General features: G+C 35.5%; 22 protein-coding genes and 1 rRNA gene. 7 read left to right on the plus strand and 16 right to left on the minus strand.

The window, feature by feature from the left end:
• Window positions 1-122: 122 nt before the first annotated feature.
• Genes K0A91_RS09340 through K0A91_RS09360 form a run of 5 tightly spaced genes read right to left on the minus strand, consistent with a single transcriptional unit; the run spans window position 123 to window position 5,657 of the window.
• Entirely contained in the window at window positions 123-857 is a 735-nt protein-coding gene (locus K0A91_RS09340) for a hypothetical protein (RefSeq protein WP_295009918.1), read from the minus strand.
• The gene (locus K0A91_RS09345) at window positions 854-1,606 is read right to left on the minus strand and encodes a hypothetical protein (RefSeq protein ID WP_295009919.1); all 753 of its coding nucleotides are present in this window, start codon (window positions 1,604-1,606) and stop codon (window positions 854-856) included. The genes K0A91_RS09340 and K0A91_RS09345 overlap by 4 nt, the downstream gene beginning before the upstream one ends.
• The gene (locus tag K0A91_RS09350; RefSeq protein ID WP_295009920.1) at window positions 1,603-2,739 is read right to left on the minus strand and encodes a LegC family aminotransferase; all 1,137 of its coding nucleotides are present in this window, start codon (window positions 2,737-2,739) and stop codon (window positions 1,603-1,605) included. The genes K0A91_RS09345 and K0A91_RS09350 overlap by 4 nt, the downstream gene beginning before the upstream one ends.
• Before the next feature lies 1 nt (window position 2,740).
• Complete coding sequence (locus tag K0A91_RS09355; RefSeq protein WP_295009921.1) at window positions 2,741-3,931, minus strand: UDP-N-acetylglucosamine 4,6-dehydratase; 1,191 nt, start codon at window positions 3,929-3,931, stop codon at window positions 2,741-2,743.
• A gap of 16 nt (window positions 3,932-3,947) precedes the next feature.
• Entirely contained in the window at window positions 3,948-5,657 is a 1,710-nt protein-coding gene (locus tag K0A91_RS09360; protein WP_295009922.1) for an ABC transporter ATP-binding protein, read from the minus strand.
• A gap of 100 nt (window positions 5,658-5,757) precedes the next feature.
• Here K0A91_RS09360 and waaC point away from each other — a divergent pair, with 100 nt between their 5' ends.
• The 4 genes from waaC (at window position 5,758) to K0A91_RS09380 (ending at window position 10,516) form a co-directional block, all read left to right on the plus strand.
• Window positions 5,758-6,738, plus strand: a complete 981-nt coding sequence (waaC, locus tag K0A91_RS09365; RefSeq protein WP_295009923.1) for a lipopolysaccharide heptosyltransferase I — start codon at window positions 5,758-5,760, stop codon at window positions 6,736-6,738.
• On the plus strand, window positions 6,731-7,987 hold the full coding sequence (locus K0A91_RS09370) for a hypothetical protein (protein WP_295009924.1): 1,257 nt from the start codon (window positions 6,731-6,733) through the stop codon (window positions 7,985-7,987). The genes waaC and K0A91_RS09370 overlap by 8 nt, the downstream gene beginning before the upstream one ends.
• Before the next feature lie 198 nt (window positions 7,988-8,185).
• Entirely contained in the window at window positions 8,186-9,394 is a 1,209-nt protein-coding gene (locus K0A91_RS09375; protein WP_295009925.1) for an O-antigen ligase family protein, read from the plus strand.
• A 30-nt stretch (window positions 9,395-9,424) separates the two neighbouring features.
• On the plus strand, window positions 9,425-10,516 hold the full coding sequence (locus K0A91_RS09380; protein ID WP_295009926.1) for a glycosyltransferase family 4 protein: 1,092 nt from the start codon (window positions 9,425-9,427) through the stop codon (window positions 10,514-10,516).
• 3 nt (window positions 10,517-10,519) lie between these two features.
• On the opposite strand, the gene K0A91_RS09385 is transcribed toward K0A91_RS09380, so the two are convergent.
• Together K0A91_RS09385 and K0A91_RS09390 are read right to left on the minus strand one after the other, a co-directional pair.
• A complete protein-coding gene (locus K0A91_RS09385) occupies window positions 10,520-11,254 on the minus strand; it encodes a glycosyltransferase family 2 protein (RefSeq protein WP_295009927.1) in 735 nt (244 codons plus the stop codon).
• Window positions 11,244-11,978 carry a hypothetical protein gene (locus K0A91_RS09390; protein ID WP_295009928.1) on the minus strand — a complete coding sequence of 245 codons (735 nt, stop codon included), beginning with the start codon at window positions 11,976-11,978 and terminating at the stop codon, window positions 11,244-11,246. The genes K0A91_RS09385 and K0A91_RS09390 overlap by 11 nt, the downstream gene beginning before the upstream one ends.
• A gap of 68 nt (window positions 11,979-12,046) precedes the next feature.
• Here K0A91_RS09390 and K0A91_RS09395 point away from each other — a divergent pair, with 68 nt between their 5' ends.
• The gene (locus K0A91_RS09395; RefSeq protein ID WP_295009929.1) at window positions 12,047-13,306 is read left to right on the plus strand and encodes a glycosyl hydrolase; all 1,260 of its coding nucleotides are present in this window, start codon (window positions 12,047-12,049) and stop codon (window positions 13,304-13,306) included.
• Window positions 13,307-13,366: 60 nt separating this feature from the next.
• Here the strand turns inward: K0A91_RS09395 and K0A91_RS09400 are convergent, their stop codons facing one another.
• From K0A91_RS09400 to rfaD, 3 genes are read right to left on the minus strand one after another with little or no spacing between them, the layout of a single operon-like run.
• Window positions 13,367-13,939, minus strand: a complete 573-nt coding sequence (locus K0A91_RS09400) for a hypothetical protein (protein WP_295009930.1) — start codon at window positions 13,937-13,939, stop codon at window positions 13,367-13,369.
• Complete coding sequence (gene rfaE1, locus K0A91_RS09405; protein WP_295009931.1) at window positions 13,932-15,365, minus strand: D-glycero-beta-D-manno-heptose-7-phosphate kinase; 1,434 nt, start codon at window positions 15,363-15,365, stop codon at window positions 13,932-13,934. The genes K0A91_RS09400 and rfaE1 overlap by 8 nt, the downstream gene beginning before the upstream one ends.
• Window positions 15,362-16,372 (minus strand): ADP-glyceromanno-heptose 6-epimerase, encoded by a 1,011-nt coding sequence (gene rfaD, locus K0A91_RS09410; RefSeq protein ID WP_295009932.1) that lies wholly within the window; start codon window positions 16,370-16,372, stop codon window positions 15,362-15,364. Before rfaD ends, rfaE1 begins: the two co-directional genes overlap by 4 nt.
• Window positions 16,373-16,484: 112 nt before the next feature.
• Between rfaD and K0A91_RS09415 the strand changes: the two genes are divergently transcribed.
• Both K0A91_RS09415 and K0A91_RS09420 read left to right on the plus strand, forming a co-directional pair.
• The gene (locus K0A91_RS09415; RefSeq protein WP_295009933.1) at window positions 16,485-16,769 is read left to right on the plus strand and encodes a cytochrome C; all 285 of its coding nucleotides are present in this window, start codon (window positions 16,485-16,487) and stop codon (window positions 16,767-16,769) included.
• Window positions 16,770-16,919: 150 nt separating this feature from the next.
• Window positions 16,920-17,201 carry a c-type cytochrome gene (locus tag K0A91_RS09420; RefSeq protein WP_295009934.1) on the plus strand — a complete coding sequence of 94 codons (282 nt, stop codon included), beginning with the start codon at window positions 16,920-16,922 and terminating at the stop codon, window positions 17,199-17,201.
• 59 nt (window positions 17,202-17,260) lie between these two features.
• Here the strand turns inward: K0A91_RS09420 and ccoS are convergent, their stop codons facing one another.
• The 6 genes from ccoS to rrf all read right to left on the minus strand — a co-directional run.
• Window positions 17,261-17,476 (minus strand): cbb3-type cytochrome oxidase assembly protein CcoS, encoded by a 216-nt coding sequence (gene ccoS, locus K0A91_RS09425; RefSeq protein WP_295009935.1) that lies wholly within the window; start codon window positions 17,474-17,476, stop codon window positions 17,261-17,263.
• 3 nt (window positions 17,477-17,479) lie between these two features.
• Window positions 17,480-19,936 carry a heavy metal translocating P-type ATPase gene (locus K0A91_RS09430; RefSeq protein ID WP_295009936.1) on the minus strand — a complete coding sequence of 819 codons (2,457 nt, stop codon included), beginning with the start codon at window positions 19,934-19,936 and terminating at the stop codon, window positions 17,480-17,482.
• A complete protein-coding gene (locus K0A91_RS09435) occupies window positions 19,872-20,357 on the minus strand; it encodes an asparaginase domain-containing protein (RefSeq protein WP_295009937.1) in 486 nt (161 codons plus the stop codon). Before K0A91_RS09435 ends, K0A91_RS09430 begins: the two co-directional genes overlap by 65 nt.
• On the minus strand, window positions 20,358-20,864 hold the full coding sequence (gmhB, locus tag K0A91_RS09440) for a D-glycero-beta-D-manno-heptose 1,7-bisphosphate 7-phosphatase (protein ID WP_295009938.1): 507 nt from the start codon (window positions 20,862-20,864) through the stop codon (window positions 20,358-20,360).
• A 6-nt stretch (window positions 20,865-20,870) separates the two neighbouring features.
• Window positions 20,871-21,458, minus strand: coding sequence for a D-sedoheptulose 7-phosphate isomerase (locus K0A91_RS09445; RefSeq protein ID WP_295009939.1), 588 nt, complete (start codon window positions 21,456-21,458; stop codon window positions 20,871-20,873).
• A gap of 152 nt (window positions 21,459-21,610) precedes the next feature.
• A 5S ribosomal RNA gene (rrf, locus tag K0A91_RS09450) occupies window positions 21,611-21,714 on the minus strand; the annotation flags it as partial.

A 21,714-nucleotide genomic window follows, 5' to 3' on the forward strand; every position in this document is an offset into this window, starting at 1 on the left:
CCTTACTACAGCTTCAGACTATTTGTTACCTCCTAATCTGTGTAGTTTGGTACCCAACTGGCGGCTAACCTTTATTGGGGCTGGATTGTCTAGCTTGATTGCCTTAGCTTTGCTTGGCACACTCATTTTACACTTCCAAAAATACTATTAGAGCCTATAAGCGATATCACATCTTGTTTATACTTGATATTTTGATTTCCTCTATAGTTTTCTACTATGAAATAGTCTTTATATCTGCTATTTATCTCTACTTTATCTTGGTATTTATTAAAAATTTTATGATTTATTAGCCACTCTTTTAGTTCACTTACTTTTGAGATGTTTGCATAAATATTTGATGTTTTTATTTTAGCCACTATTTCACTTGGCGTATAGCCTGTATTTGACTTGTATATTGTTTCTACGCTCTCATTCGTAAGCTCATTTTTACTCAAACATCTACTAAGTGGGAGATAATACACTTTGAGTTTTTTACTATTTTCAAATGCTCTTAGTATATTGGAGTAGCTTCCTTTGCTTTTGCCATCCCATATGACAAAAGAATAATCGCTATATTGAGTCATATAACTATCTTTAGTGGTTTGTTTCTGTCTTTCACTCTTAATGCTTGAATCATAATTTATTTGCTTGATTTGGTAGTGACTTGATGCAATATTTCGTGGTTGGTCTTTTATAGTGCAAACTGTTACATTGGTGTAGTTTTTTGATGCAAAATATTTTTGTGTAAGAATATCTATACCATCTGCATCGCCTACATACACTTGTATATTTTGAGAGAGAATCTTATCAAAGCTTTTTAGCACTTCGCTTGGAAGTGTTTTAATAGCTATCGATCCACTTATGAACACACTATTCATCTTTTGACATCCTTAGCAACTATAAAAAAGTAATTTGTTTTTTGAGTCATATCGTACAACTTTTTTAAAACAGTAGCTATTGAACTACCACTTCCCATGACATCATCTATTATTATATATTGATTGGTTGAGTTGAAGTTTAAAAGTTTTTTATTTAGGCTATATTTTAAAATTGAGTTTTTTATTCCATCTTCAAAAGTTGTTATATTTTTGCTATCAATCCCGCTATTTTTTAAGATAATACTCTCTAAAGTCAAAGAGTTTAATCTACTAAGCTCTTTTGCTATATCATCTGGTACTAATAAGCTAGAGGGGATATATGCTAGTTTTAAATTTGGGGTTATCTCTAAAAGCTGTGGCATGTATATGTTTATATTATCTACAAATTCATTGATGTAAAGTTCTCTTTTTGATTGCGCAACAGGTGGGTTTTTCAAATATTTTAGTTGATAAATTTGATTCCCTAGATGAGTATATTTTTCTTTTGCACTACCATGAAAAGGAAAAGTTTTTATTTGAGTAAATACTTGTCCATTTGATTCAATATTTACAAACTCTTTATAAAAATCAAGAACAATACCTTGCCCTATTTCCATCTCACCATAGTAAACTTTTACAAATAGTTCATCTATTGTTTCATCTTTTATATAAAACAGATTTACATTTTTTGTGATAGGAGTTTCTCTATTTGTATAAATTTCTATTTTAAATTTGTTAAAATCTATCATCTCTTCGCTCATATTTTTCATATTCTTACGCTGCTTGGAATATTTACAACTCTATCTTCAAGATAAGTTGCATTACTCAAATCACCGCATTGGCACTCTTTAAACATCTCAAGTCTGTTCATTAGCGTCCAGATAGGTCTTGTCATAACGCCGCTGTTGTTTGAAAACTCTAAAAACTCGTCTCTTTGATTTTTGTCTTTTAGAAGAACTGCTTGAAGCCAGTAGTTTGAGTGTGAATCTTGTGGCTCTTTTATAAATTTTATATCACTCTCTTTAAAAAACTCTTCATATCCACATGCCAACTCTCTTTTACTCTCTAAAAATTTATCAAGTTGTTCCAACTGTGCCACAAGCAGTGCCGCATTGATATTTGGAAGTCTGTAGTTGTACCCTATCATATCGTGAGAATATTCCCATCTATGAGGAATTTTGGCGGTTGTTGTGATGTGTTTTGCTTTTTTTGCCAAAGTTTCATCATTTGTGATTATGCATCCGCCGCCGCCGGAAGTGATAATTTTATTTCCGTTAAAACTGATTGCTCCCAAGAGCCCAAAAGTTCCAGTGTGTCTCTCTCTATAGTAGCTTCCCAAAGATTCCGCCGCATCTTCAACCAGTGCTATATGCCAAGCGTCACAAATCTCTTTTATCTCATCGATTTTACATGGATGCCCAAAAGTGTGCATTGGAACACATGCTTTGATAGTTTTGTCTGTAATTTTATTGATACAAACATTGTTTTTAATTTCACAGTTTTCTTTTAAAAAGTTTTCTAAAGACGCAGGGCTCATCCCCATAGTCTCTAAATCTACATCGACAAATACGGGCTTTGCCCCGCAGTAACTAATAGCGTTACATGTAGCTATAAATGTAAGCGGTTGCGTTATCACTTCGTCACTGCTTTTGACATCTGCCAAAAGTAAACTGATGTGTAAAGCCGCCGTACCGTTTACGGTAGCTACTGCATATTTGCTTCCCACAGTTTTAGCAAACTCTTTTTCAAAAGTATCTACATACTTGCCCACACTTGAAACAAAAGTGGAGTCGATGCAATCATTGAGATACTTCTTTTCATTGCCGATAAATCGCGGTTCATGTAGCGGAATAAACTCCGCAGTGTTAAAAGTTTTTTGTATGAAATCAACTATGTTTTGCATATTACATCTTCCCATCAAGATATTTACCGGTCTCTTTATGTCCGAAATCAGGTATCATTTTAAAAAACAGCTCAACTATCTGCTCTTTGGTCCACTCTCTGTTTGTTTTCATGCTGCTTATTTTATCCCTAAACTCATTTAGAAGTTCTTCATCAAAGATTGCTTCGTTTTTTATAATGCCCAGGTTCTCAAACCTATCCATATCAAGCGTCTCTTTATCTGTAAAAAACTCCTCAAAATCCTTCTCTCCGGTTGTGTCGCTTGCAGAAAAAAGGCAAGGCCACTTACCCTTTGCAGGCAAAGTTTTTGCCAATTCTCTCGCTTCATCTTCATTCTTGCAAAGATAGGGCTCATACCCTTTTTCTTGAAGATACTTAACTGCTATATCCGCAAAAGTTATCAGATGCAAATCTTCGCTTAGTTTTGGAAAAAATATATCTCTGTTTTCGCCGAATATACAACTCATCAGACAAAGCTCACCGCTCTCTTGAGGAGTTACAAAGTACCTTTTTATATCGTTTGGTGCGACGATGGGCTGATTTTTTTCTAGGCGTTGATTAAAGCCGTGAAGCAGACTTCCGTCACTAAAAGCAACATTTGCAAATCGTGCCATCGAGACATCTATTTGCTTTGATTTTCGCATAACAAACATCTCCATAATACGCTTGCTTGCTCCCATCATATTTACCGGATTTGCAGCTTTATCTGTTGAAACACAAAAATATTTTTTAACTCCGTTTTCTATCGACTGCGTAAGAGTTTTATCGGTGTTGAAAATATTTACATCACACATGCGCATAAGAGTAAAAGGGTCTTTTTCGCTTCGCACATGTTTAAGCGCAGAAAGATTCAAAACATAGTCATATTTTCCGTCAGCTTTTATAAAAGCATCGTACTCAACTGAACCGATGTCAAGGGCAAATGTTTGAAAATCACCCTCAATATATCCAAAAGAGCTTCTTATATCACGGACAAGTTCAACCATGTTATTTTCACTTATATCAACTACATGTAGTTTTTTCGGATGGCGCTTAAATATCTCTTTTGTGACTGCCTGACCGATAGAACCGGCTCCGCCTATAACTAAAAAAGATGAGTTTGGCACAATGCTAGAGAGCTTGTTTTCGTGATTATGTATATCATCTAAAAAAAGCTCTTTTTCTCTGCCTATTAGTTTTAATGTTTTATTCATCTGCCCAAATTCCTCTCTACTCTTCAAACTGTCCTGCCAATCTCTGATAAACTTCGCAACTCTCTAAAAGTTTACCATGTTTTCCACTTGCTATAATTTTGCCTTTTTGCATAACCAAAATCTTATCTGCATTTTTAATCGTACCCAATCTATGGGCGATTGTTATAGTAATTTTATCTTTTGTGTACTCATCAAGAGCGCTCTGGATTCTTTTTTCACTCTCGTTATCCAAAGCCGATGTTGCTTCATCGAAAATAATAACCGAGGAGTGTTTGTAGATAGCTCTTGCAATTGCCACTCTTTGTCTCTGTCCGCCTGATAGATTTGAGCCGAACTCTTCCATCTTGGTATATATGCCATTCTCAAGCGAGGCAACAAAACTTGAAGCATCCGCCAATTTTAGTGCTTCATTTACTTTATCTTCATTTATCTCTTGTCCATAAGCTACATTTGCGGCAAGTGTGTCTTGAAATATATAGATTCTCTGTGTTACCAAAGAGATGTGATGCTTTAGCGAATCTTGCGTAAACTCTTTTATATTCGTTCCGTTTACCAACACTTCACCGTCATCTGGGTCATAAAAACGAAGTAGCATATTTATAAATGTACTTTTCCCGCCTCCGCTGTCTCCCACAAGCGCTATATTTTCACCCTGTTTTATCTCTAGGCTCACATCATCAAGCGCGTAAGAGTCATCATACTTTAGTTTTACATGTCTGAACTCTACATGTGTGATGTCCTCTTCTAAAACCTTTGGTCCGTCTACTATTGTATTTTCTCTATCAAGTAGCTCAAAAACTCTCTCACTTGCGGCTAGTGCATCTTGTATATTTGAGTAAATTGACCCTATACGCCGTATAGGCTGAAAGACCAGTCCTACTGCAGTTAAAAAAGCAGTAAATTCGCCGACTGTCATGTTGTTATTGTAAACTTCTTTTCCTCCGACAAAAATAACAGCTGCAAGTCCTATGGCTCCGACAATCTCCATCATAGGTGAAACTATTGTTCCGACATAAACAGACTTCATATTTATCTTAAAAAACTGCCAATTTTGAACACCAAAGCGCTCCATTTCAAACTTCCCAGTTGCATTTGCTTTTATGATTTCACTATTGTTAAAGACTTCTGTGAGTCTTGTGATAACGTCAGCATTTTTCTCCTGTGAACGGCGAGAGTACTTTTTAAGTTTTTTAGCTATTAAAATAATTGGATAGACAATAACCGGGAGAACAATCAGGGAGTAAAAAGCCAAAAGCGGATTTAGGTAAATGGTGTACCCTACAAGAGCGATGACAGTCAGACTTTCACTCAAAAGATCTGGAAGCATTTTTGACACAAAATATCGAATACGATCTATATCGCTTGTGACTCTAGATATAAGTTCGCCGCTGCGATTTAAATATAAAAAACTCATATCGAGATTTATCATTTTATTAAGCAACATCTCACGAAATCTTGTGATTACATGTTGACCGATATAGTTCATGTAAACAGTCTGGACATATCTGCCTATTGCCTTAAATAGATATATTCCAATCAAGCCAAAAGGGATTAGATAAAGCATCTCCTCTTTTTTGGCAATAAACATCTCATCCATCAAAGGCTTCATAATATGCGCCGTTGCAGCCGTAGCACTTACAGTCAGGAGTATCCCGATAAAAACTAAAAAATATTGCAGTTTATAATCTTTTAGATATGGCAGATAGCGTTTAAAAATTTTTCTCAATAATTATTTCCAGTCTTTCTTTTCTGGCGTATTTTATCCAAAAAAGAAAAACATCTTGGATATTATCTTGTTTTCATCAATAGTTATGTAGAATTCGTTTATGAAAATATGTATCGTAAAACTATCAGCAATGGGCGACATCATTCATGCAATGGTAGCACTCCAGTTTATAAAAAAAGAGATTCCCGATGCTCAAATAGATTGGGTAGTCGAGAGTGCTTTTAAAGGCGTGCTGCAAAACAACCCGCACATCGACAATATCTTATCCATAAATCTTAAGTCCATAAAAAAAGATAAAAGCGAAATTTTCAATCAATATAAAATTTTAAAAAGCTACTCAAAAAACAACTATGATATTATCATCGATGCTCAAGGACTTTTAAAGTCGGCTATTGTCTCTAGAATCATAGGGGCAAAAACTATTGCAGGATTTGATAAAGAGTCAATTCGCGAGAGCATCGCATCTCTTTTTTACAACAAAAAAGTCCACATAGCCTATGATGCAAACACGATTGACAGAAATGCAGCCGTTATCTGCGAACCGCTAGGCATAGAAATAACAAGCGAAAAAATCCTAAATAAAGAGAAGTTTCTGTTTTCATCCTCACATGTAGAAAATCTGCCTGATGTTTTCAACCTCTTTGTCATTGGCTCTACATGGGAGAGCAGAAACTACCCAAAAGAGAAATTTGTAGAGATAGCCAAAGCACTGAAAACTCAAACTTTTATAGTGTGGGGAAGTGAAGAGGAGCATCAAAAAGCACTCTGGATGCAGGAACAATCTGAGTTTTTACATCTGCTACCGAAAGGCTCTTTGGATGAACTGAAATTCGTCATCTCAAAATGTTCTCTGCTTATAGGAAACGATACGGGACCTACTCACATGGCATGGGGATTAAATGTGCCGTCCATAACCATATTCGGCCCGACTCCGACAAATCGCGTCTATGTAACGCCGATAAATAGAGTTGTAAAGTCAAATAGTATTGTAAACCACCATAAACTTGATAAAAACGACTTCTCTATTTGCAACATAGAATCTGATGAAATAGTAAAAATAGCAAAGGAACTAAATGTTTAAAAGCTATTTTTCTACATATGAACAAAACAATTTGAATGATAAAATAGAAAGTATTTTACAAAAATATTTAAAACACTACTTTATTTTAATACTCATTACGACAATTACTGGCATATTTTATAATTATTTTTCGCATCATTCTTACAAAATGGGTGATTGGCTAATAAATTATCAAGGAGGAATGGTCAGACGGGGATTTATTGGGGAAATATCCTATCAGCTAGCATTGATAACCCATATAAACCCTGGAATTTATATCGCTGTTTTTCAAATAGTTTTATATTCAACTTTTTTAGTATTTTCTTACCTTCTATTAAGAGGGCAAAGGGCTTTGCTGCCATATTCAATTTTAATTTTGTCCCCTTTTATTTTTACATTTCATATTAATGACTTACTTGGTGGATACAGAAAAGAAATTATTTATATCGCAATACTAGCGCTCATTACTTACTTCGCAACTACAACAAAAGAAAAACAGTTTGAAAAAATATTTTATATCACTCTTTTACTTTATCCTGCAGTAATATTATCTCATGAGATGTTGGCAATTTTTCTACCATATTTACTGGCAATTTATTTTTTGACAATTCAAATAAATTTCAAAAAAATAATTTTAATTTTTTTGCTTTTAGTACCATCCGCTATTAGTTTTTTAATAAGTTTAAAATACTTAGGAAGTGAGCATCATATTGAAATCATAAGCAGAGCGCTAATTAATGTAAACTATGAAGTTAGTACAAGCGGCGCAATATCTTTTTTAACTAAAAGTACCACTTATGGAATTAAAATTGTACCAGAAAACTTATACAAAAACTACTATCTGCCTTACATCATACCTATTCTCATAGCTATAATTGCCTATATTCCTTTATACAAAAAACTGTTCTCTATTATGCATAATAAACTAGTTCTCATGTTGGTCCTTACTAGTATCATAGGCTCAACACCTCTTTTTTTAGTAGCTATTGATTGGGGTAGATTTATTTATATTCATCTTGTTTCAGTATTTTTTTTACTACTTCTGCCAAGTAAAACTTCTGACGTACAATTTCTATGGTTTTCAAATAGATTTAACAAAAAAAATGTTATCGCTTTTTTAGTTATATACTCTCTATTTTGGCATATTCCACATGCGGGGTCTGTATTTGTAAAAACATTTAGACAGCCAAATTTTATTGCGATTGTCATACCATATGCAAATCTCATAAGGTGCTACTACCGGTATTTAAAGTCAAGGGGTAAACATTGAACCTTCTAGCGCTAATAGGCACAAATGCTTTATCTAGCATTTTAAAACAGGAAACAGAGCCATATATCTTACTTCTTAAATTTGGCTACAACATAACTGTTACAAAGAAGCAAGTGAGAAAATTCGCCTCTATATTTAGTCGGTATAGTTGTAGCAAAATTAAATCAATTCTTTTGCAAGCCCCTAGGAGAGTACAAGATGAATAAATTTAAAAACATAACCATAAACAACTACATAAACTATCTCTTTGTTCTATACGCTTTTTTACTTCCGATATCAAGAGGCGGCATCTCAATATTGACTGCCTTACTGTTTGTTTTATGGCTGTTTTCAAACGACTTTAGCAAAAAAATAGAGTTTATAAAATCAAACAGTGTCATCTTATATTTTCTTGCTTTTGTAGGCTTTAGTTTGTTGTCTCTATTTTGGTCGGACGATGCTAGCGGCGGCTTGGCATACATTAGAAAGTATTGGTATTTTTTAATTATTTTAGTCATTGCCACAACCGTTCAGAAAAAATTTATTGAATATGGAGTTTCAGCGTTTTTAGCCGGTATGCTTATAAGTGAGCTCGTCTCGTACAGCATATTTTTCGAACTTATAGAGTGGAAACATGGAAGCCCAAGCGATCCGACTCCGTTTATGAATCATCTCCAATACTCTATGTTTTTAGCATTCACTTCTCTCTTGCTTCTCAATAGATTTTTTCATGAGGAGCGGACAAGGTGGAAAATTTTCTATTTTTTATATTTCCTTACGGTCACATCAAACCTGTTTTTAAACGGCGGCAGAACGGGTCATCTAGCTTTTGCCGTAACTATCTTTGTAGTCGGTTTTTTAAATATAAAAAATAAATTTTTAGCATTTTTTAGTATGTTGGTTTTAGCTTCATCGATTTTTTATACAGCCTATCACGTTAGCCCAGTATTTAAAAATAGGTTTGACGCATCGGTCGTTGAATCACAAAACATAATTCAAGACGGAGCATTCTGCGGCTCTTTTGGCTCAAGACTTGGACTCTGTATAGTCGGCAGTGAAATATTTTTGGACAACCCAATAATTGGCTCTGGAGTTATTAAAAGTATGGATGAGATGAGAAAGCGTGTTAAAGAGTCTCATCCAGATAAGAATTGTATTTCTCATCTGCCAAGCTACCACAATATTTATGTACAAAGTGCTGTGCATTTGGGAGTAATAGGGCTATTTTTATATCTCATGATATTTTATAGTATTTTAAAACTAAAAATTCAAGATAAATACTATTTTAAAATGATGATTATTTTTGTAAGCGTTTATTCCGTTTCCAGCTTAGCAGAAACCATGTTCCATGAACAGTTTTCAGCTGCTCTTCTTGCTCTATTTACCGGAATTTTTATAGCCCAAAACAGGATAGAGAATGAAGCTTAATTTTTTTACGTCCAAAACGAAGGAACCTTTGTGAACATACTAGTATTAACACCGACCGGAAACTCATTCAACAGCTTAAGGCCCGAAGCGGAAATCTATATCTCTTTGTCAAAAGCAGGTCACAATATAACTGTAATGACAAGTAAAGACGGCAAATACACATCTAGATATCTTGAGAATAATATAGAGGTCGTTGACGCTTCTCATAAAGAAAAAATAAGTTTAAAAACAATCAAAAAAGTTAGAGAAATCATTAAGCAAAAGAGTATAGATATAGTTTATGCGACTAGCTCAAGAACTATCCCAAATGCTGCTTTTGCCTGCATAGGTACAAAAGCAAAGCTGGTTGCATATCGAGGCACAACCGGCGGACTATACCGCCATGACCCTACCTCATATCTAAATATTTTGCATCCTAGAGTAAATGGCGTTATATGTGTTTCAGAGGCTATAAACAGGCATGTGTCCAAACAAGTTTTCTCAACCTCATCAAAAAAAATTATAACAATACACAAAGGTCATGATGTAAACTGGTACAACCAGCACCCTTTAAATCTAGAAGAGTTTGGCACAAATACAAAAAATTTCAACATCGCTTTTGTAGCAAATGTCAGAGCGCATAAAGGGCTGATTTACGCTATAAAAGCGGCTCATGATTTAGCTGATATTAAAGATTTGCATATTTTGCTGATTGGTAGCAAGATTTCCGAGGAACCTTACCTATCCTTGATTCAAAACAGCGGGATGAAAGAACGGATACATGTTACAGGATATAGACACGATGTACCGGAAATATTGGCGGCATGTGATTTGTTGATTCATCCATCTATACGCAAGGAAGGCTTGCCTCGCGTAGTTCTTGAGTCAATAGCTTCTGGCACTCCTGTTATTGCATCTGCGAACGAAGGAAGTATGGAGATTATTGATGATGGATATAACGGCTACATTGTTCCCATTAAAGATTCAAAAGCGATAGCAGATAGGGTGAGAAAGCTTTACAACTCTCCGGAAAAACTTAAAACATTATCCGACAACTGTATAAAGAAGATAGAAAACGAGATGTCTCACAAAACTACGGTTGGAAAATATATCAACTATTTTAAGTCACTGCTAGAGAGTTGAAAATTATTTTTTACAATTTAGAAACTGTTTCAAATACTTATAGAACCTTCTGTTGGCGTTTGAGACAGCCACTGTAAACCCAACCCAACCGTTTAAAAAATAGAATCTCAATATATATGTCTGAAAAAACGCAAAAAATGCCTTTGCTATAACTAGCGAAAAGTAGCACATTTTCTTATCTTTGGCAGCCAAATCCGTATATTTTATCGTCTTATAAAGCGTCTGATTTATGTCTGTTATATTTAAGTGCTTAAAACTGTTTTTTAAAACTATTTTTTTATTATACTCATGCATCTGTACCTTCTCGTGCACAAGACTATCGTCGAATAAATTTTTTTCTCTGTTGTACAATCTGACAATATGGTCCCTGCTTACAGTTTTATGCCCTAAAAAGTAGTTATCTCTAATGAGAACAAAGAGGTTGTTTTTATTGTTTAAATCTTGCTGCAAGATTTCATCCAAAAGCTTATCGTTTAGTATCTCATCACTATCCAAAGAGAGTATCCAATCATTTGAAGCGTATGTTGCCGCCCTGTTTTTTGTCGGACCAAAACCAATAAATTCCCCATAAATGATTTTTACATTCTCATAGTTTTTGGCAATCTTTTCAGTGTTATCGCTAGAGTCATTGAGATATAAAACCACCTCTTTAAAACTAACCAAACTATCCAAACATTCAGTAATCGTCTCCTGGGCATTTTTTGCCATTATTACAACAGAGATAGTATCAATCAACAACTTTTCTACCTTTTAAACGCTTTTTAAAATTTTTTATATTTTTATGCTTTTTGGAAAAGTGTATAGCTTTTTGCAAGCAAAATTCTCTATCTTCTGTCATAAATTCTAAGTAGGCATCTATAATGATTTTTAAATCACTATCATTTGCCCAGAGCTGTGAAAAATTCTTCAATCTCTCATTAATATACAATTCTTTAAAAATCATTCTGTTTATATCAACAATCTTAAATATATAACCATTATCCTCTTTTTTAATCAATATATTTCCTGGTGAATAGTCTTTATGCAAAATGCCTTTTTCATGCAAGGCAAATGTGAATTTTGAGAACTCAGCAAATATAGCCTCTCTATTATCAAATTTTTCATCAAGCAAAACTTCTCTAATGGAAAAATCATAATCAAATTTTTCACTGACAAAATAACTATCATGCAGAAGTCCAAATTTTTTAAACTCTATATAGCCGATAGCTTTTGGAACAAAATCTGAGATTTTAAGACTATTGTAATATGACTTTTTTGCTTTGGTATCTCTAAAAAATGTATAAACTATTTTATTAAATAAGTTTGGTATTTTAAACGCTTTAACGACAAGATTTTTATCTTTAAAATCGATTATTTTGATTTCATTTCTTGCTTTATGAATTGAGTTTTTGGAATTTTTAAAGTAAATTCTAATCTCTTGAAGTAGCTTTATATAATCTTTGCTTATTGATTTTAGTTTCACACTGCTCCAAATCACTTATTAATCATTATTTCAGTGCATTTTATCTCAAAAAAGATATAATTCGCCTTATGAAACAGCCATATAAGTGGGATAACTACTCCGACCAGCCATATCCATTACAAGATAAAAACTACAAAAGAGAGATGAGAAAAAGGCAGATTGGTTCGCTGCTGAAAACTTTTCTTGTTTCGCTTTTTGTATTGCCGCTCTCCATTGTTATGACACCTTTTGTCAAAAGAAAAAAGATAGATTCAAATGAGTTTTTCTGCATAGGTGTTGATTTTGAACGCAATCCAAAAGAGAGTTTGGAGATGATAGAAGAACTCGGCGCGACAAGGATTTTGCTTCGCATAAAACTTTGGGAGATACAAAAACTCCCGCTTTTAAAAGAGTTTATACTCTCATGTAGAGATAAAAAAGTAACGCTCAAAATTCTTCAAGACAGGGAACATGTAGAAGATTTATCACTTTTACAAAAAGATTTGGAGACAATTTTTGCCTCGCTCAATCAACATGTAGATATTTTTGAGATTGGCTCGACAATCAACAGAGCAAAATGGGGATTTTTCAGCGTTGATGAGTACAGCCGTTTTTATAAAGTCGCCTACGATTTAAAAATATCAAAATTTCCACTCGTAAAGCTTATCGGAAGCGGCGTTATAGACTTTGAGTACCACTTTAGCGCTCATACGCTTTTTAATCTTTATAATTACAAGTATGACGGCATCTCATCCCTTTTATATGTAGATAGACGCGGCGCGCCTGAAAATATGCAGATGGGATTTAACCTGCAAGACAAAATCTCGCTTCTTAGCACAATGGTCTGGCTAAGTCCAAAGAGCAGTCATGAACTGCACATCACGGAGACAAACTGGCCCATTAGCGGTACTGCTCCGTACGCTCCGACAAGCGAGTACGAGTGTGTTAGCGAAGAACTTTATAGTGACTACATGTTAAGATACTACCTACTTGCTCTTGCGTCACAGCAGGTTGACTCTCTCTCATGGCATCAGCTGATTGCCCCAGGATATGGGCTTGTTGACAACAGAGAAGGCATTAAACAACGCTCCGCATATAAAACATACAAATTTATGGTAAAAAATCTCAAAAATGCCCAGTTTTTACGACTTGATATAAAACGTGGGTATTATATTCTTCAATTTTTAGTGGACAACGTGCTTCTCCAAATCCACTGGTCACTCAAGCCGACAACTCTGAAAAAAGAAGATTTTTTCACACCATATTCACGTGATGGAGAGAAGATAGAGAGCAAAACCCTAAACATAGGTTCATCCCCGATTTATATTTATATAAAAGACAGCGTATAACTTTATATATAAAAAGTTATATTTAGCCAAAGGAATCACTTCTTATGGCGCTAAAACAAACTAAAACAGAAACTTCAGACCAAAGTATAGCGAGTCGTTATGCTCTACGTCTCTTATCTTATAGTTAGTATCCATATGTCTATATCCAAGTGTTATAAAACCGTTCTCAATCGCCTCTGCTTCCAAGGTAAATCGATACTCTAAAAAGCTGTCTGCTTTATCAAAAGAGAGTGTTTCAGGAGCAGCGTATATGCTTGCACCGATATAAAACGGAACACTTGAAGTCACAGAAAGTTTATAAACAGCCTCTAAACCCAATGGAATTGAAATAAACTCCTCCGTATGGTTTAGCTTAACACCAAGTCCTAATCTAAAATCACTATTTACATTTTTTTGCATCAAAAAATTTATCTCTTGATAATCATCTATCGAGATAACATCGCTATGTCTCTCGTCGGCATTTAAATATTTTGCTCCCAAAAAAATAGTATTTGGCTCCACGCTATCATTAAACTGCCCCATATCAAGCTTTGCCGAGAGCTCCAAATCCGAGTTGTTTATATTCACCTCCGCACTATGCATGGCAAACACCGATACGGCACTCAAAGCCGTTAAACATATCTTCTTAAACATCTATATCTCCTTTTATTTTTTGTATCGTTTTCGTTGTACTCTTTCCATCTATAAAGTCAACTAACTTCAACTCTCCTGCAAACTCCGTTCCAATAACGCTTTTACCCTCGTAATCGCCGCCCTTTACAAGAGTATCAGGCTTTATCATTTTAATAAGCTCATATGGGGTGTCATCCTCAAACGGTACAACAAAATCTACTGCTTCCAGAGCCGCAAGCAGGTAAGCCCTGTCCTCTGCAATATTGACTGGTCTAGATGACCCTTTTAAGCGAGAAACTGACGCATCAGAGTTCAACCCAACAATCAAGATATCTCCAAAACTCTTTGCAATTTGTAGATACTTTACATGACCTACATGTAGTATATCAAAACAACCGTTTGTAAAGACAACTTTTTTGCCGTTTGCTCGGTAACGCTCTACTACAACTTTTATCTCATCAAAGCTTTTTATATGCGCTTCTGAAGTGCTTTTATGCAATGAGGCTTCATACTCTTCTATCTCATCAAGCGTAACTGTTGCTGAGCCGATTTTTCCAACAACCACACCAGCTGCAAGGTTTGCAAACTTTGCAGAGTCCTCTATGCTTTTGTTAGCACTAAGAGCAAAAACAATGGAGGCGATGACAGTATCTCCCGCACCAGTTACATCAAAAACCTCTTTTGCGACTGTTGGAAATATCTTCATCTCATCGTCATGCAGGGCAATTCCATCCTCCGAGAGCGTTATAAGCGAAATTGTTAAATCAGCCTCTTTTTTCATCTTTAAAAGCGCTTCTTTTAGGCTTACATTATCTTTTATTTCGATTTTTGTAGCGAGCATCGCCTCTTTTTTATTGGGTGTTAAAAGATATGCACCGCTATATTTGCTATAGTCGCTCCCTTTAGGATCAACCAAAACTTTAACGCCTGCTTTGTTGCAGAGTTTTATAACCCCTTGGCACAACTCATCAGTTAAAACGCCCTTTCCATAGTCGGACAAAATAACGGCATCATACTCTGAAACAGTACCTGTAAGCGAGTTTAAAATTTTCTCTACCGAAGATTTTTCTATCTCCTCTTTGCTCTCTTTGTCATATCTTAGTATCTGCTGCGAAGCCGCTATCACACGGCTTTTTTTAGATGTTTTTCTCCCGTTTTGTACAATTATTCCGCTTACATCTACATCTATATTTTTTAGAAGATTTATAAGCTCAATTCCATTCTCGTCGCTTCCTATAACGCCACTGACACTTACATTTGCACCAAGGGCTTTTAAATTATTTATGACATTTCCCCCACCGCCAAGAACAGTCGTCTCTTTTGCAATATCTACTATCTGCACAGGAGCCTCTGGCGAAATTCTCTCGCAGCTTCCCCATAGGTAGTGATCTATCATCAAATCGCCGATGACCAATATTTTAGGAGTGAAATTTTTCATGTTTTTCATTTTTTTACTTCTTCTTCATAAACTCTTTTAATCTCGCCTATATAGGCTTTGATTCCATCTTCCATTTCAAATTTCGGCTCATATCCAAGCATCTCTCTTGTCGAAGCAATATCTGCTTCAGTATGGAACTGATAACTGCCTATAAACGGGTTTGGAATATACTCACATGGCAATGTTGTTCCAAGTTCGCGCTGCAAAATATCGACTATATCTTGAAAACTTCTCGCCCTGCCTGTTCCAACATTGTAGATTCCGCTTTTCTTTGGATTCATAGCTTTTATGTTTGCTTGAATAATATCTTCTATATATATGAAATCTCGCAAAATCTTGTCACTATCTTCAAAAAGACGCGGATTTTTACCGAAAAGTATCTGATGACCAAACTGTAAAATCATAGATGCGGTCCTGTTTTTAAAATACTCTCTAGGACCGTAAACATTAAAATATCTAAGCCCGACTATAGAGATGTCACTGTTTTGCATATATTCTCTGCTCAAGTTGTCCATACAGAGTTTTGAGAACCCGTAAACATTCTGCGGTGCTTCGCGTCCTACTATCTGCGGAGAGGCAGCATTTCCGTAAGTTGCTGCCGAAGAGGCATATACCATATTTGCATTGTGTCCAATTGCTAACTCCAGTAAATCTTTGTAAGCATTTACGTTTGTTTTTATCATCAAATCCTGCTCTTGAGCAGTCGTGTCTGAAATAGCGGCTTCATGAAAAATATAATCAAATTTATAGTTTAATTCTAGATTCAGCAACACATCTTTATCGTTAATGTCACCGCTTATCACATCACCTCTAAAACCGATTAAATTTTTAAAATGTCCAAAGCTCTTTAGATTTCCATTTGATAGTGTTTGACCGCTTCTAAAGCTGTCAAGAACGACAACTTTTGCATCTGGATGATTCTCTTGAAAATAAAATGCCAGATTTGAACCTATAAAACCTGCCCCACCTGTTATTAAAATACTCTTATCTTTTAAATCGCTGTTTATATATCTCATTCGCGCACCATAGCCTATAAAGTTTAACAAAATAATAACAGATAAACTATTAACAAGCATTTAAGATTAATGTTATTATAATTTGCCTGAAATTAAGAAAAGGGTGTAAAAAATGAAAAAAATCGTTTTATCAATTGTTGCTCTAGGTGCAATTACTGCTTTAATGGCAGCTGTAAATGCAGGTGCTTGTCAAGGATGCCACGGTCAAGATTGGAGCAAAGCTGCTCTAGGTAAATCTAAAAATGTTAGCGAAATGACTCATACCGATATAGCAACTGCACTTATAGGCTACAAAGCTGGTACTTACGGTGGTCCAATGGCTGGGCTAATGAAAGGTCAAGTAGCTAAATACTCTGACGCTGACTTAGAAGCATTCGCACAAACTATCGGTAAATAATCTATCCAATTGCCCTCTTGGGCAATTTAAAATCCCGCGTCAATCGAGCTATTTTACAAATCTAACAAAAATGCAATATTAGAATAATTAATACATCTTTAAGAATAAACTCATTACAATTTGGGTGAAATTAAAAAAAAGGTGTTAAAAATGAAAAAAATAGTTATGTCGATTGTTGCTCTAACTGCAACTACTGCTTTAATGGCTGCTGTAAATGCAGGTGCATGCTCTGCTTGTCACGGTGCTGATTGGACAAAAGTTCATATGGGGAACAAGAACGTTGCTGAGATGAGCAAAGATGATATCGCTGTTGCACTTAAAGGTTACAAAGCTGGTACTTACGGCGGAGCTAAAAAGGGCATTATGAAAGGTCAAGTTAGTAAATATTCTGACGAAGATTTAGACGCATTCGCACAAACTATCGGTAAGTAATTTACCAAAATTGCCCAGACGGGCAATTTAACTCTCTCTTTTAAAATTAAATTTTTTTTCTACTCTGGTTTATAACTTTTTTTCAAAGCTTCTTTTTTCTGTTCTTGTTTTAAAGCATCATTTAGCTCATCTTCACCATCATATTTAGCAGCATTCAGAAACTTCTTTTCATCATCAAACTGACCATTTTTTATTGCCCATAAAAATGCAACCAATGCGACAGCGCCTAAAAATACAGATACTCCAAGCATCATTGCAATTATCCAATTATCCATATTCTAATCCTTATTCCATTTATAACGAATTCGCATAGAGTTGCCGACAACTAGAAGCGAGCTGGCAGACATAGAGATTGCGGCCACAAGCGGTATAACATATCCGGCCATTGCAAGCGGGATTGTCAAAGCATTATACGCCAACGATATAAGAAGATTTTGCTTTATTAGACTAAATGTCGTGCTGCTTATTCTAAAAGCGTCCTCTAGTGATTTCATAGAGTTATTTAGAAGCACTACGTCACCCACTTCAACAGCTATATCACTTCCGCTTCCCATCACTATTCCAATATCGGCCGATGCAAGAGCTAAAATATCATTGACACCGTCTCCAACCATCACGACAGTTCTATTCTCACTATGCAGTTTATTGATGAACTCCGCTTTACTTTGTGGGGTCTGTTCATAAAAAAGCTTATCAATACCTACTTTTGATGCCACTTTCTTCGCTATGCTCTCATTATCTCCTGTTAGCATAATTACGTCTATTTTCATCTTTTTCATAGAATTCACAAGCTCTTTTACACCATCTTTTATTTTATCTTGTAGTTCATAAACAGCCACGACTCTTTTATTGAGAGCAAAGTAAAAAAGCGTCTCTTTTGTAAAAAAATCTACCTCTAGACCATTTTCATCCAGAAGCTTTCTATTGCCGCCAAGCATCTGAGTCTCTCCAAATTTAGCTTTGATTCCCTGCGCCGGAATTTGTGAAAACTCATCAAAAACAATATCAATTATATTTTCATCCTCTTCCTCAATATACTTTAACACTCCCTTTGCAACGGGATGATTTGAAGATTTAACAAGAGAATAGAGCAGTTTTTTATCAAAAGATTCAAAAATATGCTCTTTTGTAACCTCAGGCTTTCCTATAGTTATAGTGCCAGTCTTATCCAAAACAAGAGCATCACTCTTTGACATAGTCTCTAACCCTGCCGCCTCTTTAAAAAGAACTCCTCTTGAAGCGCCCAAGCCAAGTCCCACCAAAGTTGCAACCGGAGTAGCAAGAGCCAGCGCACACGGACACGCAATAATTATAACAGATACAGCCACCATCAAAGAGGTTTCAAAACTATGCGGCCAAAACCACCATATCAAAAAAGTCAAAAAAGCAAGGCCTAAAATAACAGATGAAAAGTGTTCCGAGAGCCTGTTTGCCATTTGCTGAATTTTTGGTTTTTTATTTATCGCTGATTCCAAAAGTTTTACAATGTTTGACAAAGTTGAATGTTTAAAATCTTTTGTAGCCATAAAGTCTACATCGGCATCAATACTAAGCGTGCCGCTTATTACGCTCATACCGACACTCTTGTATACTGGCTCACTCTCTCCTGTCAAATTTGACTCATCAAAAGAGCCGCTGCCTTTGATTATCTCCCCATCAAGCAAAACCTTTTCCCCGCTTCTCACTACTACAATATCACCGACTTTTACATCATCAAGCTTGCATGTTACTATTTTCTCATCTTTAACGACTTTTACTTCACTAGGAATAGTGCTTGCAATTTTATCAAGAGTATCAGCAGCATTTTTTTTACTCAAAATCTCCAAAAACTTGCCGATTAGCACAAACGTAATAATCATGCTTACGGAGTCAAAGTATGCCTCGCCTTTTTGTATAGCTGTAATATATATAGAGTAAATATAGGTCGTCGTTGCACCGGTTGCAACCAATAGATCCATGTTTACGACCTTGGCTCTTAATCCATAATAACCGCCTCTAAAAAAGATCCAGCCACTGTAAAAAAGAACAGGTGTAGCCAAAATACCCTCTGCAATGTTTAGTATAGTTTTTACGTCTTGCGTAATGCCGCTGAAATATCCCGCGTACTGAGCAACAGCTATCCACATGATGTTCATAGAAGCAAATATTGCAACCGCCATCTTTAAGTAGTAAGATTTTCGCTCTCTGTTGGCATGCGTCTCCTGAGCCAAAGAGTCATATGCAAACGCATTGTAACCGATGGAGCGAATGGTATCTATAATAGCCGAGAGCTTTACAACATTATCAGCCCAGACAATCGTCGCTTTGTTATTTGTAAAATTTATATTCGCTTCGATTACTCCATCCATTTTATGCAGCACTTTCTCATTTAGCCACACACAAGCTGAACAGTGAATTCCCTCTATAATCAAAGAGACTTCACAAAAACCATCTTTGTTTGTTTTTACAAACTTCTCATAAAATAACTCGGTATCAAAACTTGAAGAGTCTTCAAAATTTTGAGACGGCGGAGAGAGTGTTGTATTTTTACTTTTTTCGTAAAAGCTCTCCAGACCCTCATCTTTAAGGAGATGAAATACTCCTTGGCAGCCGCTGCAGCAGAAGTAATTCTCTCCATCCTTTATCATGACTGATGGTTCAAACTCTAGATGGCAGTGCGCGCAGGCTATTTTAGACGACAACTTCAAACCTTCCGAATTTTCTGTTTTTATGGATTCTGTTCCACTGTTCGACATGTCCGCTCATGCAGATATAGATTCCATTTTCTTTTACAGCTTTTGCAAATCCTATTGCCATTCCCAAATTTAAACTCGCTTCAACATTGTCTATCTCAAATGGCTTCATTGCACCGACAAATACAATCTTTCTATCTTCAAATATTTCAGCCAAAAATTCAGCACTTAAGTGCATTGTGTCAGTTCCGTGAACGATTACAAAAGTGTCATCTTTAGATTCCATAATAATATTTGCAACTCTTTTTCTGTCATCCATAGTCATCTCTAAACTGTCTTTATAGACAACACCTGCCAAATCATATTTAAAATCCGTACTTTTTAAAATCTCTTCTATCGCACTATTATTAAATGGAACTTCCAACTCTCCGTTTAGGGGATTGTATTTTTTATTAAATGTACCGCCACTATTTAGTATTAACACCTATATTTCCTCTAACTTTGAAACTATTTTTGTAGCTTTTGACCCACCGTGGGCTCTATTTTCATTAAACAGATAGGTCTCTCTTACTCCTGCTGATAGTGCTGCCTCAATATCGCTCTCTTTATCTCCGACTAAAATTGAGTTTTTCAAATCAATATCGAACTCTTTTTGGGCTTCCAAAAACATACCAGATTCAGGTTTTCTGCAACTGCATATACCTGATATTTCTGGATGATGCGGACAGGAATAAACTCTTTTAATATCAATACCTTCTTTAGCAAACTCTTTTATCATCCATGCCGTAAGATAATTAAAATCCTCTTCGCTGTAGTAGCCTCTTGCAATTCCTGACTGGTTTGTAACTACAATTATAATGTAGCCTCTATTTTGATACTTTTTACAAAGTTCAAATATGCCTTTAATAAATTGAAAATCATCAACTTTATGCAGATAGTTTATTTCAACGTTTATAACACCGTCACGATCTAAAAAAAGCGCTCTGTTCATAAAATATTAACTTACACCGTTGCCAAAAAGCTCTTTTTCTATAACATCACAAATAATATGACCAATAAGTATATGTGATTCTTGGATTCTTGGCGTAGAGTCAGACGGTACAATCAAAGCTATATCTGCTATTTTAGCCATTTCTCCGCCATCTCGCCCAACAAGTGCAACTGTTGTTATTCCCATCTTTTTAGCACTGATAAATGCGTTAATTATATTTTTTGAGTTTCCTGAAGTTGAAATACCCATAAACAGATCTCCCTCCTGTCCCATGCCTTCAAGCTGGCGTGAAAAAACCATGTCATATCCATAGTCATTCCCAATAGCGGTCAGACAAGATGTATCGGTTGTAAGAGCAAGTGATGGGATAGAAGGTCTGTCAAATCCGTATCTGCCAACAAGTTCTGCTGCAATATGTTGCGCATCTGCCGCACTTCCGCCGTTGCCAGCAAGTATAGTTTTGTTTTTACTTCTATATAGCTTTACACATAGGTTTGAGACCTCTTCAATTTTATTAATTAGATTCTCATTTTCATAGATAGCCTGTTTTGTTTCATACGATTTTTTAATTTGATCTTTAATATATTTTTTCACATAACATCCTAAAATAGTATGTAAAATAATACCATATAATTAATTGTTAAAGACTCAATAGCAGACAAAATTATAACGCCTACATGTAAGTTTTTATGATTGTATTATAAATTTTGATTGTGAGTTGTTGTTGTTGTTGCAAGAAATGATCAACTAGGCAGCGACCTACATTTCCACACCTGACAGGTGCAGTATTATCAGCGATGAGAGGCTTAGCTTCTGGGTTCGGAATGGGGCCAGGCGTTTCCCTCTCTCT

The sequence above is a fragment of the Sulfurimonas sp. genome, assembly GCF_019429335.1.
Lineage (GTDB): Bacteria > Campylobacterota > Campylobacteria > Campylobacterales > Sulfurimonadaceae > Sulfurimonas.

Excerpts from the sequence above, each read along its gene's own strand:
- gmhB (WP_295009938.1), bottom strand. The coding sequence starts at position 20,864 with ATGAACAGAGCGCTTTTTTTAGATCGTGACGGTGTTATAAACGTTGAA.
- K0A91_RS09415 (WP_295009933.1), top strand. The coding sequence starts at position 16,485 with ATGAAAAAAATCGTTTTATCAATTGTTGCTCTAGGTGCAATTACTGCT.
- K0A91_RS09430 (WP_295009936.1), bottom strand. The coding sequence starts at position 19,936 with ATGTCGAACAGTGGAACAGAATCCATAAAAACAGAAAATTCGGAAGGT.
- K0A91_RS09420 (WP_295009934.1), top strand. The coding sequence starts at position 16,920 with ATGAAAAAAATAGTTATGTCGATTGTTGCTCTAACTGCAACTACTGCT.
- ccoS (WP_295009935.1), bottom strand. The coding sequence starts at position 17,476 with ATGGATAATTGGATAATTGCAATGATGCTTGGAGTATCTGTATTTTTA.
- K0A91_RS09375 (WP_295009925.1), top strand. The coding sequence starts at position 8,186 with ATGAATAAATTTAAAAACATAACCATAAACAACTACATAAACTATCTC.
- K0A91_RS09345 (WP_295009919.1), bottom strand. The coding sequence starts at position 1,606 with ATGAAAAATATGAGCGAAGAGATGATAGATTTTAACAAATTTAAAATA.
- K0A91_RS09370 (WP_295009924.1), top strand. The coding sequence starts at position 6,731 with ATGTTTAAAAGCTATTTTTCTACATATGAACAAAACAATTTGAATGAT.
- K0A91_RS09350 (WP_295009920.1), bottom strand. The coding sequence starts at position 2,739 with ATGCAAAACATAGTTGATTTCATACAAAAAACTTTTAACACTGCGGAG.
- K0A91_RS09395 (WP_295009929.1), top strand. The coding sequence starts at position 12,047 with ATGAAACAGCCATATAAGTGGGATAACTACTCCGACCAGCCATATCCA.
- K0A91_RS09340 (WP_295009918.1), bottom strand. The coding sequence starts at position 857 with ATGAATAGTGTGTTCATAAGTGGATCGATAGCTATTAAAACACTTCCA.
- waaC (WP_295009923.1), top strand. The coding sequence starts at position 5,758 with ATGAAAATATGTATCGTAAAACTATCAGCAATGGGCGACATCATTCAT.
- K0A91_RS09355 (WP_295009921.1), bottom strand. The coding sequence starts at position 3,931 with ATGAATAAAACATTAAAACTAATAGGCAGAGAAAAAGAGCTTTTTTTA.
- rfaD (WP_295009932.1), bottom strand. The coding sequence starts at position 16,372 with ATGAGATATATAAACAGCGATTTAAAAGATAAGAGTATTTTAATAACA.
- rfaE1 (WP_295009931.1), bottom strand. The coding sequence starts at position 15,365 with ATGAAAAACATGAAAAATTTCACTCCTAAAATATTGGTCATCGGCGAT.
- K0A91_RS09400 (WP_295009930.1), bottom strand. The coding sequence starts at position 13,939 with ATGTTTAAGAAGATATGTTTAACGGCTTTGAGTGCCGTATCGGTGTTT.